Source organism: Spirosoma endbachense, from assembly GCF_010233585.1.
Taxonomy (GTDB): Bacteria; Bacteroidota; Bacteroidia; order Cytophagales; family Spirosomataceae; genus Spirosoma; species Spirosoma endbachense.
Genome location: NZ_CP045997.1, coordinates 9,903,822 through 9,919,904, shown reverse-complemented (window position 1 = coordinate 9,919,904; position 16,083 = coordinate 9,903,822). Strand labels below are relative to the sequence as shown.

The 16,083-nt window shown below is 48.2% G+C and carries 19 protein-coding genes; 11 read left to right on the top strand and 8 right to left on the bottom strand.

Annotated features, from left to right (window positions below; all coding sequences use genetic code 11):
* Positions 1–2 precede the first annotated feature (2 nt).
* Both GJR95_RS39955 and GJR95_RS39950 read right to left on the bottom strand, forming a co-directional pair.
* Positions 3–545, bottom strand: a complete 543-nt coding sequence (locus GJR95_RS39955) for a hypothetical protein (protein ID WP_162391194.1) — start codon at positions 543–545, stop codon at positions 3–5.
* Positions 545–1,084 (bottom strand): hypothetical protein, encoded by a 540-nt coding sequence (locus GJR95_RS39950; protein ID WP_162391193.1) that lies wholly within the window; start codon positions 1,082–1,084, stop codon positions 545–547. Before GJR95_RS39950 ends, GJR95_RS39955 begins: the two co-directional genes overlap by 1 nt.
* Positions 1,085–1,656: 572 nt before the next feature.
* Here GJR95_RS39950 and GJR95_RS39945 point away from each other — a divergent pair.
* Positions 1,657–2,139, top strand: a complete 483-nt coding sequence (locus tag GJR95_RS39945) for a DUF3592 domain-containing protein (RefSeq protein ID WP_162391192.1) — start codon at positions 1,657–1,659, stop codon at positions 2,137–2,139.
* A gap of 63 nt (positions 2,140–2,202) precedes the next feature.
* Entirely contained in the window at positions 2,203–2,511 is a 309-nt protein-coding gene (locus tag GJR95_RS39940) for a hypothetical protein (RefSeq protein ID WP_162391191.1), read from the top strand.
* Positions 2,512–2,516: 5 nt separating this feature from the next.
* On the opposite strand, the gene GJR95_RS39935 is transcribed toward GJR95_RS39940, so the two are convergent.
* The 5 genes from GJR95_RS39935 to GJR95_RS39915 form a co-directional block, all read right to left on the bottom strand.
* The gene (locus GJR95_RS39935) at positions 2,517–3,737 is read right to left on the bottom strand and encodes a DUF748 domain-containing protein (RefSeq protein WP_449618978.1); all 1,221 of its coding nucleotides are present in this window, start codon (positions 3,735–3,737) and stop codon (positions 2,517–2,519) included.
* Between the two features lie 147 nt (positions 3,738–3,884).
* Positions 3,885–4,664: a pentapeptide repeat-containing protein gene (locus GJR95_RS39930; RefSeq protein ID WP_162391189.1), complete on the bottom strand. Its 780-nt coding sequence runs from the start codon at positions 4,662–4,664 to the stop codon at positions 3,885–3,887.
* A 239-nt stretch (positions 4,665–4,903) separates the two neighbouring features.
* A complete protein-coding gene (locus GJR95_RS39925) occupies positions 4,904–5,251 on the bottom strand; it encodes a hypothetical protein (RefSeq protein ID WP_162391188.1) in 348 nt (115 codons plus the stop codon).
* A 39-nt stretch (positions 5,252–5,290) separates the two neighbouring features.
* Positions 5,291–6,109 (bottom strand): PD-(D/E)XK nuclease-like domain-containing protein, encoded by an 819-nt coding sequence (locus tag GJR95_RS39920; protein WP_162391187.1) that lies wholly within the window; start codon positions 6,107–6,109, stop codon positions 5,291–5,293.
* A 106-nt stretch (positions 6,110–6,215) separates the two neighbouring features.
* The gene (locus GJR95_RS39915; RefSeq protein ID WP_162391186.1) at positions 6,216–6,875 is read right to left on the bottom strand and encodes a hypothetical protein; all 660 of its coding nucleotides are present in this window, start codon (positions 6,873–6,875) and stop codon (positions 6,216–6,218) included.
* A gap of 255 nt (positions 6,876–7,130) precedes the next feature.
* Between GJR95_RS39915 and GJR95_RS39910 the strand changes: the two genes are divergently transcribed.
* From GJR95_RS39910 to GJR95_RS39875, 8 genes are all read left to right on the top strand, one after another.
* Positions 7,131–7,511 carry a helix-turn-helix transcriptional regulator gene (locus GJR95_RS39910; protein ID WP_162391185.1) on the top strand — a complete coding sequence of 127 codons (381 nt, stop codon included), beginning with the start codon at positions 7,131–7,133 and terminating at the stop codon, positions 7,509–7,511.
* A 97-nt stretch (positions 7,512–7,608) separates the two neighbouring features.
* Positions 7,609–8,085, top strand: a complete 477-nt coding sequence (locus GJR95_RS39905; RefSeq protein ID WP_162391184.1) for a hypothetical protein — start codon at positions 7,609–7,611, stop codon at positions 8,083–8,085.
* 170 nt (positions 8,086–8,255) lie between these two features.
* Entirely contained in the window at positions 8,256–9,251 is a 996-nt protein-coding gene (locus GJR95_RS39900; RefSeq protein ID WP_162391183.1) for a mevalonate kinase family protein, read from the top strand.
* A 105-nt stretch (positions 9,252–9,356) separates the two neighbouring features.
* Complete coding sequence (galU, locus tag GJR95_RS39895; RefSeq protein ID WP_162391182.1) at positions 9,357–10,223, top strand: UTP--glucose-1-phosphate uridylyltransferase GalU; 867 nt, start codon at positions 9,357–9,359, stop codon at positions 10,221–10,223.
* 111 nt (positions 10,224–10,334) lie between these two features.
* Entirely contained in the window at positions 10,335–11,036 is a 702-nt protein-coding gene (locus GJR95_RS39890) for a 3-keto-disaccharide hydrolase (protein WP_162391181.1), read from the top strand.
* A 52-nt stretch (positions 11,037–11,088) separates the two neighbouring features.
* Entirely contained in the window at positions 11,089–11,961 is an 873-nt protein-coding gene (locus GJR95_RS39885; protein WP_162391180.1) for a hydroxypyruvate isomerase family protein, read from the top strand.
* A gap of 119 nt (positions 11,962–12,080) precedes the next feature.
* The gene (gene nuoK / locus GJR95_RS39880; protein WP_162391179.1) at positions 12,081–12,392 is read left to right on the top strand and encodes an NADH-quinone oxidoreductase subunit NuoK; all 312 of its coding nucleotides are present in this window, start codon (positions 12,081–12,083) and stop codon (positions 12,390–12,392) included.
* Positions 12,393–12,459: 67 nt separating this feature from the next.
* A complete protein-coding gene (locus GJR95_RS39875; protein WP_162391178.1) occupies positions 12,460–13,068 on the top strand; it encodes a 2OG-Fe(II) oxygenase in 609 nt (202 codons plus the stop codon).
* A 20-nt stretch (positions 13,069–13,088) separates the two neighbouring features.
* Here GJR95_RS39875 and GJR95_RS39870 read toward each other — a convergent pair whose 3' ends face one another.
* Positions 13,089–14,045 carry a phytanoyl-CoA dioxygenase family protein gene (locus GJR95_RS39870; protein ID WP_162391177.1) on the bottom strand — a complete coding sequence of 319 codons (957 nt, stop codon included), beginning with the start codon at positions 14,043–14,045 and terminating at the stop codon, positions 13,089–13,091.
* A 124-nt stretch (positions 14,046–14,169) separates the two neighbouring features.
* Here GJR95_RS39870 and GJR95_RS39865 point away from each other — a divergent pair, with 124 nt between their 5' ends.
* Positions 14,170–16,077, top strand: coding sequence for an NADH-quinone oxidoreductase subunit 5 family protein (locus GJR95_RS39865; protein WP_162391176.1), 1,908 nt, complete (start codon positions 14,170–14,172; stop codon positions 16,075–16,077).
* Positions 16,078–16,083: the final 6 nt, after the last annotated feature.

Below are 16,083 nucleotides of genomic sequence, written 5' to 3'. Positions count from 1 at the left end.
TACTACTTATTGGTGTTGGGTGTCGCCTGTCGAAGCTTGCCGTCGGGCATTAGTTGATAGATAAGGGTAGTGATTTTGGGTTGGCCTTCTTCCTCATAAGTCTCTGTTTTTACAATTGCCTGTTGTTGTTGCGGAAGCCATCGGGTCTCGGTTTGTGTCATTCCTTCAGCATTGTCATAATACACTTGCAGTTTATCGAGCTGTTGCTGAGTTGATCGATTGAAGGTGACGAGCCACCCAATCGTTTCATTTGAATAGAGCCGACTAAACAGGACAGCAAACACCTTATCGGTAGCGGCCAGCGTATCGGCTTTATAAACAGGCTTTTCTGGTTCATTACCCGTAAAGCTTTTTACATCATCGCGGGTGATCGCCTGATCCGTCGGATTGAACCGTGTACCTTCGTTCAGCCTGGCTTCCGCGATAAGAATTGTATCTATGACGGTTTCTTTGCCTGCCGTATTATTGTTCGGTTTGTCGGTCGATTGACAGGCCGGAATAAGTAAGCTGGCTGTCAGTAAATAGCTAATTGAGGGTAAATTCATTATAAAACAGTAGTTAAGGTGCTCTGGAGTATGGTTTGACTGGTTGTTATATCGAGTTTAAGGATTCGGTTGAACTGGGTTTCGTCGTCTAATTGACGCTCGGGCACGTAGTAAATTCGTACGATCAACCCGTTGAGGATCGGAAAATGATGAGCCTCAGCGTTGTGAAACCCGGCCATTTCAACCAGTCGGTGGTAACCAAACTGAACTGTATCTACCCGAAACGATTCATAGCTATAGCTGCGATGAGTGTCTTTTTGATACCAGTCTTTCCGCCAATAGCCCATTATTTTACCCTCTGCAACCTTACATTCGGGAGTCGATAGCTTATTCACCAGACGATGGTGGTCCCAGTAAGGCATGACCAGCGTAAACAGAATGAACAGCAGGCTGAATGCCAGCAAAGTGTACCGCCAGGACGCCAAGTTTGTCACGAAGAAAACGAGGAAAGTGGCTATAAGCAATCCAGCGGAAATTCCCAGAAAGACTCGGTCTATTGATGGCTGACCCGCTATTGAATAAACGGTCTTGTAGGGCATTTGTCAACAATTGGTAGGACTATTAAAACGTTCATCTACGACAAAAAAGCATCGATAATGCTGCAGAGAGTCGTGAACTTCCTCACTATCCGGTAGCAGACTGTGCCACCATAAGGTTTCACCCTGAATAACCTGACAGATAGCCCACACCACAGTAAATGCCAGTAATGGATAAGCCAGACAGTATAAAAGGAACCCCATCCAGAACGGCATGCCGCTTTGTTTTGCCGGCTGGGTTTTGTAGCCTAGCCAGGCCAGTAACGAGGTCCGGAGATTTAAGAAATACAATTTCATTGTGACAGCGCTCTGCAAGGGGACGATGCGGTAAACGGTTGTTAGTGAGACACAAAGTTGGTTCTGACTAAGCTATTTGGCCAATTTTATCCGTGCAAACAGCACGAATTTGTCAATGAAACGTAGAGGATTGTCAATGAATCGTTTCGACGAGAAGCCATTCGAGGGCCATGACGAACGGTTGGTTCGCCAAAAGCAACGTTTCAGGCGATTATGTTTGTTGAAGAGGGGTTATGAGCTGGTTTTTTGTGGTGTAGTTAAACCAGATTAATCTACTCATGGACCCATTTGCCCGAAGGCTTGGCGCCGTATTCGGTCTAGTTAGCATCGGTTTATTGGCCGGTGCCTTTTTCAGCTATAGAAACACCAGACAATGGCTCAGCGAGACCGATAAAGTGACTGGCCGCGTGATCGGTCTCGATAAACGGCAGTCTGTTGATCGTTCCAATGACCGTGATCGCTATTCTACGGCCTATTACCCAGTTGTTCAGTTTAGTGGTCCAGCCGGTCAGTCAATCACATTTCGCTCATCGGTTGGGTCGTCGTCATCCGATTATCAGGTTGGTGAGTCAGTGCCCGTCTTATATGACCGGCAAAATCCATCTGATGCCAGAGTAGACGCCTTCATGAGCATTTGGCTGGTGCCGCTGGTTCTGGGTGCCCTTGGCGTCGTTTTCATGATCGCAGGCCTTTTCCTGTCTTTCTTCAACTCCGTAACCTATGTGTACACGAATGGGGCCTGGCATCGGCATACACCTTAAGCTGGCTCATTGTCCGCTCATTAAAGAAGCTTGTTGATTTGTTGTTAACTCATTATCAGTACCATGAATCTTCTCCTAAACCTTATTTTCTATGCAGCCCTTGCCATAACTGGGTTGATTGGGTTGTTTTATTTCACCATGACTTTTTTCTCGATACTCTTTCCGCCGGGCCCCGCCTACAGGAAAGGTGACAGTTTGATTTTTCTGGCTGGCTGTGCAATTGTACTGGCGCTGCTGGTCTGGGCTTATGGGCTGGCTATGGTTCAGGGTAAAGTTGGGTTCGGCTTTGCTGTTTTAGCGGTATCGTACCTGGGCTGGCTGGGCGTTCTGGCTATAGGATTCGTGTTCAGTAAAGGGGGTACCTGGCAATAAGTCAGCTAATTGGCTTTTTCCCGTTTACGAGCCTCCCGCTTTTTTCGGCGTTCGGCCTTACGCTCTTCGCGTTTCTCTTTTTTTTCGGCTTTACGTTCTGTCCGTTTCGCTTTATAATCGTCTTTAAAGCTCTTGACGGCATCCTGTAGGGTAATATTGTTATCAAACTCACCTTTAAAGGCTTCAATATAAGCGTTCCGCAATACACCGAAGATAGTTGGCCAAATGGCGGTTTTAATCTCTTCGATCGTACCATTGAGGGGAATTCTCGTTGCCACCTGATCATGCTTCTGATTCTTAAGAACAGCGATTCCTGCCTGTGCGACCAGTTCGGTGAAGAATTTTCCAGCCGAGCGACCTTCGTGCTCATTGAGCTTGAAGATTTTCATGCCCTTTGTCAGCGGCTTCAGGTAGCCATTTAGCTTGCTGTCGAGCATGGCCATTTCGCTGTAAACACTCATTGTTCCCTGTTCAAAATCGAGGTTGGCATATTCGCGGGCTAGTGGATTGATCTTCACTAGCTGCAAATCGCTAAACCGCAGGTTGTAATCAAAATCCGGGACAACTTTCAGTAGGTTCATGTTAGCGCTGAAGGCCATTGAACCGCCATAACCCGGCACATCGCCCGAAGCCACTACTGGAGAAGGTAGTTTTTTGTCTTTGTCCTCCACATTGCGAATGTTTCGGATTTCACCCTGAAATTTTTTGAGGGATAAATCAGCGCGAGGTTGGGTAATTAAACTTGCCAGATTAATCGTGCCGTCGATAATCGCGAATCGATTTATGCTGATTGGCAGTAATTTTTTCAGGAAAGCTGTCCAGTCGACCTCAGCACCGGTCTGATTACTCGCTTCGTTATCGCTGAAGGCGAAGTTAAGTTCTGGATTATAACACTCAACTTCGCTTACCAGCCTACCCCGAAACAGTGATTTCCATTCAACAGATAAATCGGTTTTCGGAATGAAAATAAAGGGTTCCTTGATGTTGCCGTTAATCTTACGGACTCTCAGGTCATCGATCTGGTAAGCGCCCCGAATCAGCTGAATATCAATGTCTTCTACGTGGCCTGTATAGCCGCCCATGTCGGCTAGTGTTTTATTGACATACCGCAATACAAAGTAAGGCAGCAGTAAGCGGGCAATAATTAGCAGAACAACAAGTGCTAACAGGATCTTTGTGGTGCGTTTCAAAACGTTGCGTAGTTGATGTAACGTTTTGATAAACAAGCAATCTGGCTGATTGTTAACTGAGTTGAAAAGTCAATTGGGTAATCAAGGCCATCAGGATGATTGGATAATTGCGGTGTTAAACCTTTCCAACCCGTCGCTAAAGATGCCCTGATTACCCAATTCTCTTAACTTGACAATTATCGACTACCGGCCATTCGGTGAAAATTTCCGACCGTCCAGCGTAGTGTATTTAAAGTCGGTTGATCCTTCGAAACGAGCGTCATCGAAGTTAGTCCCACGTGGCAGGTGGGTATATTTAAAATCGGCGGAGCTGGTAAAGCGGGCCTGCCGAAAATCGACACTTTCGTCAAATTTTGTGTATTTGAAATCGGCATTCCGTTCAAAAACGACTTTCTGAAACGCCGAAGACTCGTCAAACTTCGTGTACTTGAAGTCGGCATATCCGCTGAAGGTCGATCCGCTGAAGTCGGCGGCATTGTTGAATTTTGCGTATTTGAACAGCGCTATTTCGCGGAAGGTATTGCCCGTAAAAATAGCTCGCTGCTGGAAATGGGAGTATTTGAACGTGGCATCGTCGTTGAAAGTACAATTCTCGAACGTTACGGCTTCGTTAAAATCGGCATTATAAACCGTATTGTTTCTATTGATGAGCCGTCTTTCTTCCGTCTCATCGGTGTGATAAGCAAGGAATTTGCCTTTAAATGTGCAGTTTTTGAATGAGATCGGCGATTCGACAGTACTCAAAAACTCCCGCGAATCCCCTTTCCAGCTGCCTTCCCGTACTTCCTTCCGATTGGCTAAGTTGGTCAGATCGAGATCGCCGGTTATGGTTGCGTTCTGGTACGAAACGGTTTCCTTGCGGTTGATTTTGGCAATAATGTCTTTAGCATCAACGGTCGTTTGGGCCAGCGACGGGGCCAGCGCGACGACTGTGAGCAGGAGAGAGGTTACGAATGTTTTCATGATGTGATTTCCGGAGTTGTGTTTTAGTAAAGATGCAAACGCCGTTGAGAACGTTGCGTGGGTAGAGAAACTATTATTATGGCCGGTTGCACGAGGCCCGGAATGTATTTATTCTGCCCTGATTGTCTTGATTAAACCCGGTTGGCTCAATGTACTAAAAAAACAGAAACCGCCAGCTTTTGAGGAGACTGGCGGTTATTAGTTGGGAGATTTTCTGCAATCTGAACGTCGTGTAAAGGCTAGTCCAGCCACATAACTTTCTCATAGGCAATCTCATAGTCCATTTCTTCGAGTGGAATCAGTTCGGCAAAATGACCAGTTTCATCGGTTCTGACGGCGTTCCAGCAACCCGACGCATCGCGTAGCAGGAGCCGGTAACCGTATAGTGGATGCAACGTACTGCCATCGGTGCGATGGTCCCAACCCGTCTGCAGCTCAATCGCAAACGCAATCCGGTCCATAACTTCGTTCATCTGGCCAGCCAGACTATCAACACCGTCCAGTTCTTCAATCCAAAGCACTAATCCATCGGTTCCCCAATCGAAGTTAAGGGGAGTGGGCGTTAGTGTAATAATGGAAGCGTTCATACCCGTTAAGTTTTTAGTTTGTAGCAGCCTGTATGTGTCTTAGGCCGTCTTCAATAGCCTTTGCGCTGGAGATCCGTTACCGGCCGATAATTGACCACTTGTTACAACGGATTGTTCTTCGCGCCATTTGCGCAGCCAAAAGCGGTATTTTTTTCGGCCGTAGTCCATAAAGCCAGGAATTGACGTGGCATCGACTGCGAAAAGCCGGTGAGGGCGCTGCTTCATAACCCCTATGAATACAAACCGAAATTGACGGGTCGACGCCCATTCGGCCAATTCGCCATGACGAGCGTCGGCATAGCGCAGGCTGTCGATATAAAAAGCCGCCTGCCGGTCATAATCGTAGGTATAACACGATTCCAGAAACTGCGACTGCGTGCGCGCCGACGTTGTTTTTATATCGATAACCAGCGCATTCCGGCGCTTGGGACTTGTATAAACCATATCCAGTCTGGCTTTGCAGGCAACACCGGTTGTTGGTTCCGTAAAAAGTACCACCCGTTCCCGCTCCGATTGCCGGAGATAACGCCGGCAGAACGTATCCTGTTTAATGGTACGCATCAGTGTATTTAGCTGCTCCGTTTGCGCTGGCCCCAGGGTATCATGGTCGACCATATCGGGTAGCAATTGCTCCAGTACCGTGCCGACCGTTTCGGGTTCCAGCAGGTGCTGGTGAAAGGCACGACCAAATACTTTCGTCTTTTCGGGAATAAACCGCGCCGACGGAACCGACCAATAGCCCAGATGCTCTTCTTTGAGTCGAGTCAAATCAGAATTCGATACACGCATCAGAGCGCGATAATCGTCGCCGGGGCTAAGGATCGGCTGTGGGATGGTGATCAGCTGTTGAGAAATCATTCAGAGTGGTTGATTGGGTACTATAAATGAGGTGATTGAGTGATTTATGGTAAATAGCTGAGGCACGATTTACCATAAATCACTCAATCACCTCTTCAAAGGCATACTAGACTTGTCCTGCTGGCAGTAGCCGAAGGTCGGCCTCGTCAGCGTCTTCGGTTAGATTCGCGAATGGGTTATAGTAGTTCATTGCCGTCTTGATGTTGGCAATATCGGTCAGGGTTTCCTGCCGGAAGATTTTGACATCAGCCGCAAACTGCTTCAATTCGCTGGTTTTTTCGACATCGCCCATTTTGTAAGAAAATGTGGCAATGTAATAGACGCCTTTAGGCTGAATTTTAGCGTTCTCCTTCTTTTCGGCAACGGCTGTAATGACCACATCGGCCAGCGTCAGGTCGTCGTAGTAGAGTGGTTCAATGAGCCGAAAAATATTATCGACCGAGTAGCCGTGAAACAGGACAGCTGAAACACAGTTTTTATCATCGATAAAAAAGATTTCCGCCCAGTTTTTGGTGCCCATGTTCAGAATGTTGTCGGTAAAGATCCGCCAGGCAATCGGCTGAAACGTTAATGTGCGCCCTAACTTCTCGGTGCCGTTGATATTGAACACACCCTCTTTGGCATCAAATCGATACTGACGCGGGTGTCCCTCCAGATATTTATACTTATTTACGACCTCATTTGTGAGTTCATGAATCTTTTGATACGGTTTCAGGGCGTTACCGCTTTGATTTGTCTCGATTTGGCTTTTGTTTTGTGTGTTCATTAGTATTTGTTGTTTACTGTTCAAGCAGGGGGCCCATTTTGCGGTCCCTTTTGCCTTTTTAAAGGAGGTGTTTACTGGTTTAAAATTACACAGTTTTGCGTAAAAAGCAAACCCATTCTGTAAGTATTTTTAAACGTGAATAGTATCGGAAATGAGCTTGATTTGGCCTGTTTTCTGCGTGTTGGCTCCACTAATTCATTGGCGTTGCCTTTGGTTGAATTTTTACATGGATTTGTGTAAAATCTACCCTTTTCTATGACTATCCATCTTCGTTTGCAGCAACTGATCGATACGCTTGATATCAGCGTACTTGAATTTGCCCGGCAGTTGGGCGAGCATCGGGGCGAAAAAGTTTATCATATTTTGCACGGCCGCCTGAAACCACGCTTCGATACGCTCGAAAAAATTCTGGTTGCCTATCCTCAGGTTAACGGCGACTGGCTGTTGAGGGGAGAAGGCATGATGTTTAAAACCCTTAATTCACCATCGGCAGCCATTACAACCGAAGAGCGATTGAGAAACGTGGAGTTTTTACTTTTTCAGCTTAATGAACGCATGGCGTTACTGCAGCAGACAAACGACCAATTGATGACCGAACTGTTAGCCCTGAAAAAAACGACCGACAGCCGGCTTTAAAACTAACGAATGGCCGTAGCATTTTCGGCCGCCCGTTTCGCCTGACTAAACAACCCAATGCCATTTCGGGTTATATGTTGAAAAAACACGCAACGTTATGGCAACGACATCACCATTCGATCCCGATAAAGTTGACCCCGAATTCTATTCGCACGACCCTAACCAGCATGGCGACTCTGATTATGGTCGCGAATCGGAAGGCGTCGGTACAAATGCCTACAAAGACTCAACGTCGGGTATGGACATGGATACCGAAAATATGGAAATCACCCACAATACGCGCGAGGCTAATCTTGGTGTAGGCCGTGTGGGTGAACCAAAAGGCGATAAATACGGCACCACAGAAGAGTGGGACGTAGAGCCTGAACTGATTAACGATCCGAAGCAGCCCGAAAGTAAAATGATAAGCGACGAAGCGGCTGACAAACTCAGCAAGGTGGCCGAAAATCCATCGGATGATGCACTATTTCACCGGGCCGATGCCACATACCTCGAAGAAGGCGATAACCCGAATGAGGGCTATGATCCGCACAATGTTGGCTATGATGGCAAAGACAAGTCGAATTCACAATAAGCTGTATAGTACAATTAGTACAATGATTCAACCAATGGAGCGATCGGTTATTGACCGATCGCTCTTTTTATTGATGGGGTAAATGGTTATATCACCGTTATGAACAGAATTCTTTTGTAAACTTGCTTTTCAATTAAAAAGTCGCCGGGTAAATTGCCCGCTCCACAGTCTTGCTTATCGAAACCCGTGCCTATGCCCGGGCGGGCCTGCTTGGCAACCCGTCTGATGGCTTTTTTGGCAAAACTATTGCCATTACCGTTCGCAACTTCGGTGCGTCCGTAACGCTTTATCCATCGCCGGAGCTGACAATTGAAGCGCAACCGCAGGATACGAACGTTTTCCGAAGCCTTCATCACCTGCGCGATGCCGTTAGTACGCTCGGCTATCATGGCGGTGTTCCTCTGTTGAAAGCAGCCATCAAAAAATTCGCTGAATATTGCGAAAGCGAACAGATCCGGTTGCCGAATCAGAATTTTTCGATTCGCTATAGCACGTCTATTCCACGACAGGTTGGCCTTTCTGGTTCCAGTGCCATTATCGTTGCTACGTTTCGGGCGTTGATGCAGTTCTATAATGTCGAGATTCCGTTGCCGATTCTGCCTAATCTGGTACTGGCAACTGAAGCTGACGAACTGGGTATTACCGCTGGCTTGCAGGATCGTGTTATTCAGTGTTATGAGGGTTGTGTTTACATGGATTTTGATCGGGAAACGATGGAGCGCCAGGGCCACGGCCAATACGAACCGATCGATCCGCACCAGTTGCCTAAGCTGTACATCGCCTACAACACCGATCTCGGTAAACAATCGGGGCGGGTTCATAACGATGTGCGGTCGCGGTGGTTGAAGGGAGAGCCTCTTGTCGTAGAAACGATGAGCTCTATTGCCGATGTTGCCCGCCAGGGCCGGGAGTCCTTACTGGGGCAGGATATCAAATCATTAAACGAGCTGGTAAACCGTAACTTCGACCTGCGCGCCCAGATCTATACGATCAGCGACAGCAACCGGAGTCTGATCGAAACAGCACGAGCCTGCGGTGCTTCGGCTTCCTTTACGGGTTCGGGTGGTTCTATTATCGGCCTCTACCGCGACGATGCCATGCTCAACCGACTCTTTATCGAACTCAGAAAAGTAAATGCCCGCGTTATAAAGCCTTATGTAGTTTAATTGCAAGTGACTGAATGAGTGAGTGACTGAATGATTGAATAATACCAGGCGTCAGCTATTCAGTCACTCACTCAGTTACTCAGTCAGTCACTCACTCAGTCAAAAATGATAAAGAAAGCCGTTATCCCCGCTGCCGGACTTGGAACCCGGTTTCTACCTGCCACCAAGGCTCAACCTAAAGAAATGCTGCCGATCATCGACCGACCTACGATTCAGTATGTTGTTCAGGAGGCTGTCGATTCGGGTATCGAAGATATTCTGATTATTACCGGGAAAGGCAAACGCGCCATTGAAGACCATTTCGATCGCAACTTTGAACTTGAAACCCGGCTTGAAGAAAAAGAAGATCAGTTGCTGCTGGACGAGATGCGTCGGTTGTCAGACATGGCCAATCTCCATTATGTTCGTCAGCGCGAACTGAATGGCCTTGGCGATGCCATTCGGTATGCCAAGCATCATGTCGGTAACGAACCGTTTGCCGTTCTGCTGGGCGATACCATTATGGACTCGGTGATTCCGGTTACGCAGCAGTTGATCGATACGTATGCGCAATATGGCGGATCGGTAATTGCCGTTGAAGAAGTGCCCCACGATAAGGTTAATCGCTATGGTATTGTTGGCGGCAAGCCGTTGAATAACCGGATTCTGGAGCTGACAACGCTCGTAGAAAAACCAGCGATCAATGAAGCGCCTTCGAATCTGGCTATTGCTGGTCGTTATGTACTGACACCGGAGATTTTTACCATGCTGGAGCAGACTCCAGTTGGAAAAAACAACGAAATTCAACTGACCGATGCGCTTCTATTGTTGCTTAAACGCGAGAATCTCTATGCGCATCGGATCGAAGGAAAACGCCACGACATCGGTAATAAGCTCGATTTTCTGAAAACAACCGTTGAGTTTGCGCTCAAGCGGCCAGAGTTCGCCGATAAGTTTCGGGCATTTCTGAAGGAGATTGTTGGTAACGATTGAGGTATTTTTTTACGGCAAGCGCCTTTTGGTATACAGCGGTATGTCACGACAGATTGTCGTTGTTTTTTCGTTAATAGTGTGTTTCAGTAAAATTCAATCAATTCATTTATCATGAACTACCTGCGCTTATCTGCGGGCCTGCTGGCCCTCGCGCTAACCTTTAACATACAGGCCGAAAATCTTCCGGGAAAGGGGAAGTGGGAAACGCTTTTTGATGGCAAGGATCTTAAAGGATGGCACACGTATCTGAAATCAGGTCAGCCTGTTTCTGACAAGTGGGGTATTGACGATGGCGCTATTCACCTGAAAGAAGGGGGTGCCGGAGATCTCGTAACGGACAAAGAATACGGCGATTTTGAACTGGAAATAGAGTGGAAAATTGCCGAAGGCGGCAACAGTGGCATTATTTTCCACGTTCACGAAGATCCTCAGTTTAAGGCTACCTACCAGACTGGCCCCGAAATGCAGGTTCTGGACAACGAACGTCATCCAGATGCCAAACAAGGCCGCGACGGTAACCGGACGGCTGGTTCGCTTTATGACCTCCAGAAGCCAGTTACGCCTGGTGCTGCCAAACCCGCTGGCGAGTGGAACAAAGCCCGATTGGTTATCCATAACGGAAAAGCCGAACAATATCTGAACGGCAAAAAAACAGCCGAATACGCTACCAGCGGCCCGGAATGGGACAAAATGGTATCAGAAAGCAAGTTTAAAGGATGGCCGGGCTTTGGTAAATATTCTACCGGCCATATTGCCCTACAGGATCACGGCAATAAGGTTTGGTACCGCAACATCCGGATTCGCGAATTATAATTATTGCAGAAAGGCAATACCTTGCGTTTCTGCAACTAAATCCTAAACCACTATGACCACCCGCCGAACGGCCTTGAAAACCCTGACTGGTAGCGCACTGGCGCTGTCGTTGACCGATTCTTTAGCTACTTCTATGACTCAATCCGACGCTGCGGCTCCCATGCTGAAGGGCCGTATCAACCACTCGGTTTGCCGGTGGTGTTATAGCAAAATTCCGCTGGATGATCTTTGCAAAGCGGCTAAAGAGATGGGGATCACATCCATCGACCTGACCGGACCAAATGAATGGCCTGTCTTGAAAAAACACGGCCTGACATCGGCGTTGCCGCAGGGAGCAGGAAAGGGTATTCCTGATGGATTTAACGACCCTAAGTTCCACGACGAGCTGGTTGCCAGTTATGAGGCTATTTTTCCCAAGCTTAAAGAGGCTGGCTTAAACACCGTCATCTGTTTTTCAGGAAATCGCCGGGGCATGAGCAACGAACAGGGCCTCGAAAACTGCGCGGTAGGCCTGAAACGCCTGATGCCAAGCGCTGAGAAACATGGTATTACCATGATCATGGAATTACTCAACAGTAAAGTCGATCACAAAGATTACATGTGTGATCATACGGCCTGGGGGGTAGATCTGTGTAAACGCGTCGGTTCCGATAACTTCAAGCTGCTATATGATATTTACCATATGCAGATCATGGAGGGCGACATCATTCGCACCATCCGCGAGCATAGCAAATACATTGGTCATTATCATACGGGCGGCAATCCTGGCCGGAATGAGATCGATGAAACGCAGGAGCTTTACTATCCGGCAATTATGAAGGCAATCGTAGATACAGGCTTCAAGGGCTATGTGGCCCAGGAGTTTATCCCGAAACGCGATCCCCTAACGAGCCTGAAAGAGGCCGTTCTGCTGTGTGATGTGTAGCGAGTAACTACGTAACGAGTTAATCTGGTAAAGATAGGGTTGGGTAAATGGGCCAAAAATCAGGAACCATTTACCCAATTCCTTTATTTACCCAACTATCTACTAACTGATTATCTGATTTGGAACCCGTCGATAGCCATTTGTTTCTGATTGTCGGAGCCGCTTTGTTTGCCATTGGACTCGCCGTTGTGCTGCTCAAGCGACACGCTATTGTCGTGCTGATGGGTATCGAACTGATGCTTAATGCCGTCAATATCAATTTGGTTGCCTTCAGTCAGTATGACCCCGACCGGTTGCAGGGGCAGATGCTAAGCCTGTTTGTCATGGTAGTGGCAGCTGCCGAATCGGCAGTGGCACTGGCAATCGTGTTGCAGGTTTATCGGCATTTCCGCACGGCTCAGCTCGATGAGTTGAATGAAATGAAGAACTAGGACGTTGGATAAGCACTATTGGACGAACAAGCGAACGCCCATAGTCAACGATCCAATAGCGCTATACATGAATTCTTTATTTGAACCGATTATCGATGGTATTCTGGCTGAAGGCTACGGCATCGTCGATAATTTTTTGACGGCAAACGAAGTATCGGCCCTGGCGAAACGACTCCGTGTGCGCCGGGAAGCTGGCCAATTCAAAGCGGCTGGTATCGGAAATCAACAGAGAACGGTTGAAAATACGATCCGGGGCGACGAGATTCTGTGGCTCGAAGAAGCTTCGGCTACACCCGAAGAAACCATGTTTCTCCAGCGTATCGGCGAGTTTGTGGAGTATGTAAATCGTACCTGTTACCTTGGTCTGCGCGATTACGAATTCCATTATGCACTCTATCCTCCCGGCACTTTCTACAAGCGCCACCTTGACCAGTTTCGGAGCGATTCGCGCCGACGACTCTCTGTAATCTGCTACCTGAATACCGACTGGCAGGAAACAGACGGTGGGCAACTGGCTTTATTTCTCCCTGAATCAGATGGCTCTACCGGGCACGAACTAACCATTCAGCCCATTGGCGGTAGGCTGGTCTGTTTTGAAAGCGGTCGGCTCGAACACGAGGTGCGGCCTGCCGGTCGCGAGCGGCTAAGCGTAACGGGTTGGTTGAAAACGGCCTAGTACCCGCTACGATTCTAGCTTCATCGCTTGAGCATTTTGATCAGAAAAGAAGGTACGAACCGCCCCATTCGCCGAATCGATAAAGGAATTGTAAAGCGTTTGGGATACCCTTCATTATCATAGGCTAAAGTCTGGTCGAAGTATTTATTATCAATTGTCTGACCAGTTGCGATATTGGTAATTTTGCGAATGTAGAGTTTGTCAATCGTAGCGTCGGAGCGTAAAGGGGTGTAATACACGCAGTTTTCGAAGAAATAATGGGTTACCTGGCTATGGCGGGATGAGCCGGGCGTCAGGATTTTCTCACCTCCGTGTAATAGATTGGCTGACCAGATGATCGCCTTCCCCTTGGGCATATTCAGCGTCTCTTTTTTCAGGCCATGCGCCTGAATAATTTCGTCCAGCCGTTCTTCGTATTTTTTGTATGTACCACCATAAATCTCTTCTACCGTCTGCGCTTCCGAGCCCTTCAAGCCCATATCAATCAAATCGTAGAAGGGTAATTTGTGGCTGCCAGGGTAATAATGAAGTGGTCCATTATCAGGACGTACATCTTCCAGAGCGACCCAAACACCACACATAAAGCGTTGTGGAATGGAGTTGAAGTGAATCGAATCGGAGTGGGTGCGCTGCTGGGTTCCAACCGGGAAATTGAGTGTCTGGAATGGAATTGGCTCGCGACGATAGAGTACGCGGAGCATCTCCATAATTTTAGGTGCCGTAGCAATGGTTCGAACGGCCGAAACCGTCTTCCAGGCATCCTGTTTCCGAAGTTCGTTGCCGTAGAGCGGTTCAACTTCCCGGCGGGCGTCATCGAGCACCGATTCCTCAATTTCCGGATCAAAAATCAGATACCCGTCTTCGGCATACCGGCGAATCTGTTCGGCAAGTACAGGGTCAAGATTGACTTGTTGTAATTCTCTGTTGAAAAAAGGCGATTCAACCCAGGGAAGGTTAATGGTTTGGGCAGTAGTCATAATAAGGTAGGTATGGCTTTTTTTTTACAAATATGCCTAAAAAGCTAATATGGTTTACAGGGATAGTAATTTGCTTCCCCACAGTATAATGGGGATATTTGCGGCCAATTCTGACCAATAACGAATGCCTGACGACGCTCCCCAACTAATTTCCCTGCTGATGATTGCCTTACTGGGGCTCCCCTTCGCCGGATTTCTGGCATTGACGGGCCTAAGCCGACTGGTTTCGGGTAAGCTGGCAATTCTGTCGACAGGGGTTGGCCTGGTAGTGTCGGTGTTCCTGGCGGCAACAATGCCCGAACAGGCTGTTACGATCCGAACCGACTGGGCAACGGTGTCAGGCGTATCGTTTGGTGTTAGTTTCCGGCTGGATGTGCTCACTGGGATTATGCTCGTATTAGTCCATTTTGTGGCTTTACTCGTCCAGATTTATTCGCTCTCCTACCTGCACGATGAACCGAAGTTATCCCGCTATTTCGCTTACCTGCAATTATTTGTCGGGGCTATGCTGGGAATTGTCCTGTCCGGTAACCTCCTGGTAATGTATGCCTTCTGGGAACTGGTTGGTCTGGCTTCTTACCTGCTGATTGGCTTTTATGCCGAGCGCCCTGCCGCATCAAAAGCGGCTAAAAAGGCTTTTTTGATGAACCGTGTTGGCGACATCGGTTTTTTGCTCGGTATTTTCCTGACGTACTATTACTTCGATACGCTTGAATTTAATGCTTTACTGGCCAATGGTATTCAGGCCATTCCACCAACAGCTATCGGTTTATGCCTGTTTATGGGTTGTGTTGGAAAATCGGCCCAATTCCCGCTATTGACCTGGTTGCCCGATGCCATGGAAGGACCGACACCCGTATCGGCTCTATTGCATGCTGCCACGATGGTTGCGGCTGGTATTTTTCTGCTGGCCCGAATTCATCCGCTGCTGTCACCGGATGCTCTGGTCGTCATTGCATTCATTGGCACCCTAACAACCATTTGGGGTGGCTATTCAGCTGTTTTTCAAACCGACATCAAAAAAGTACTGGCCTTCTCGACGGTCTCGCAGCTGGGGCTGATGGTTGCTGGTATGGGTACCGACAATGTTGGAGGAGCCATGTTCCACTTGCTGACTCATGCGTTTTTTAAAGCCGGTTTATTCCTGAGCGCTGGCGCTGTGATTCACGCAGTCAACACGCAGGATATGCGTCAGATGGGTGGCTTGCGGAAGGCAATTCCAACAACATTCATTGCCTACACGGTTTGTGCGGCCGCTCTGGCTGGATTGCCTTTCTTTGCCGGATTTTTATCGAAAGAGGCTATCCTGGGCGGGGCTTTTTGGTGGGCTGGTGTACAGACCAATGGGCTGGCTTATCTGGTGCCGGTACTTTTGGTAGGATCTTCTGGTTTGACCTCCTTGTATATGGCTCGCCAGTGGCGACTGATTTTTTTCGGCGAATACCAGAACAAGTCCGAGCCAATGGCACACGTTCATGAACCAGACTGGCTCATGCGGGGGCCAGTGGTGATTCTGGCAGTGTTGTCAGTATGGTTCTGGTTTGCCATAAATCCGTTATCGGGGCATTCGAGCTGGTTTTTCCGGTTAGTGCCCGTAGCAGAAGAAGTGGCCAGTTGGTGGCTGGCTCCGGTTTCCATCGGTCTTGTACTGGCAGGCGGCTGGTTTGGCTTTCAGATGCGTGAACCCAGTTATACCCGAAGCTATGTGCGTCTTTCGCTTAAGTATGGCTTTTTAGATACGGTTTACCAATACTTCGTTATTAGGCCAATACACAAACTGGCCCTGCTTCTCAACCGCACCGATCAGCGCGTGGTCGATGGGGTCGTGAACGGTGCGGGCGTAACAACGGTGGTTCTGGCACAAATTACGCATGTTGTTGATCGTTTTGGGGTAGATGGCTTTGTGAACGGTGCTGCCTGGTTGGCCGGTCAGGCCGGACGATTAACCCGTTCCGTTCAGAACGGTCGTGTGCAGTCGTACATTACGGCAGCTGTAGTGGGCCTGCTGGTGTTGCTTTGGTGGATTTTGTAACACGGG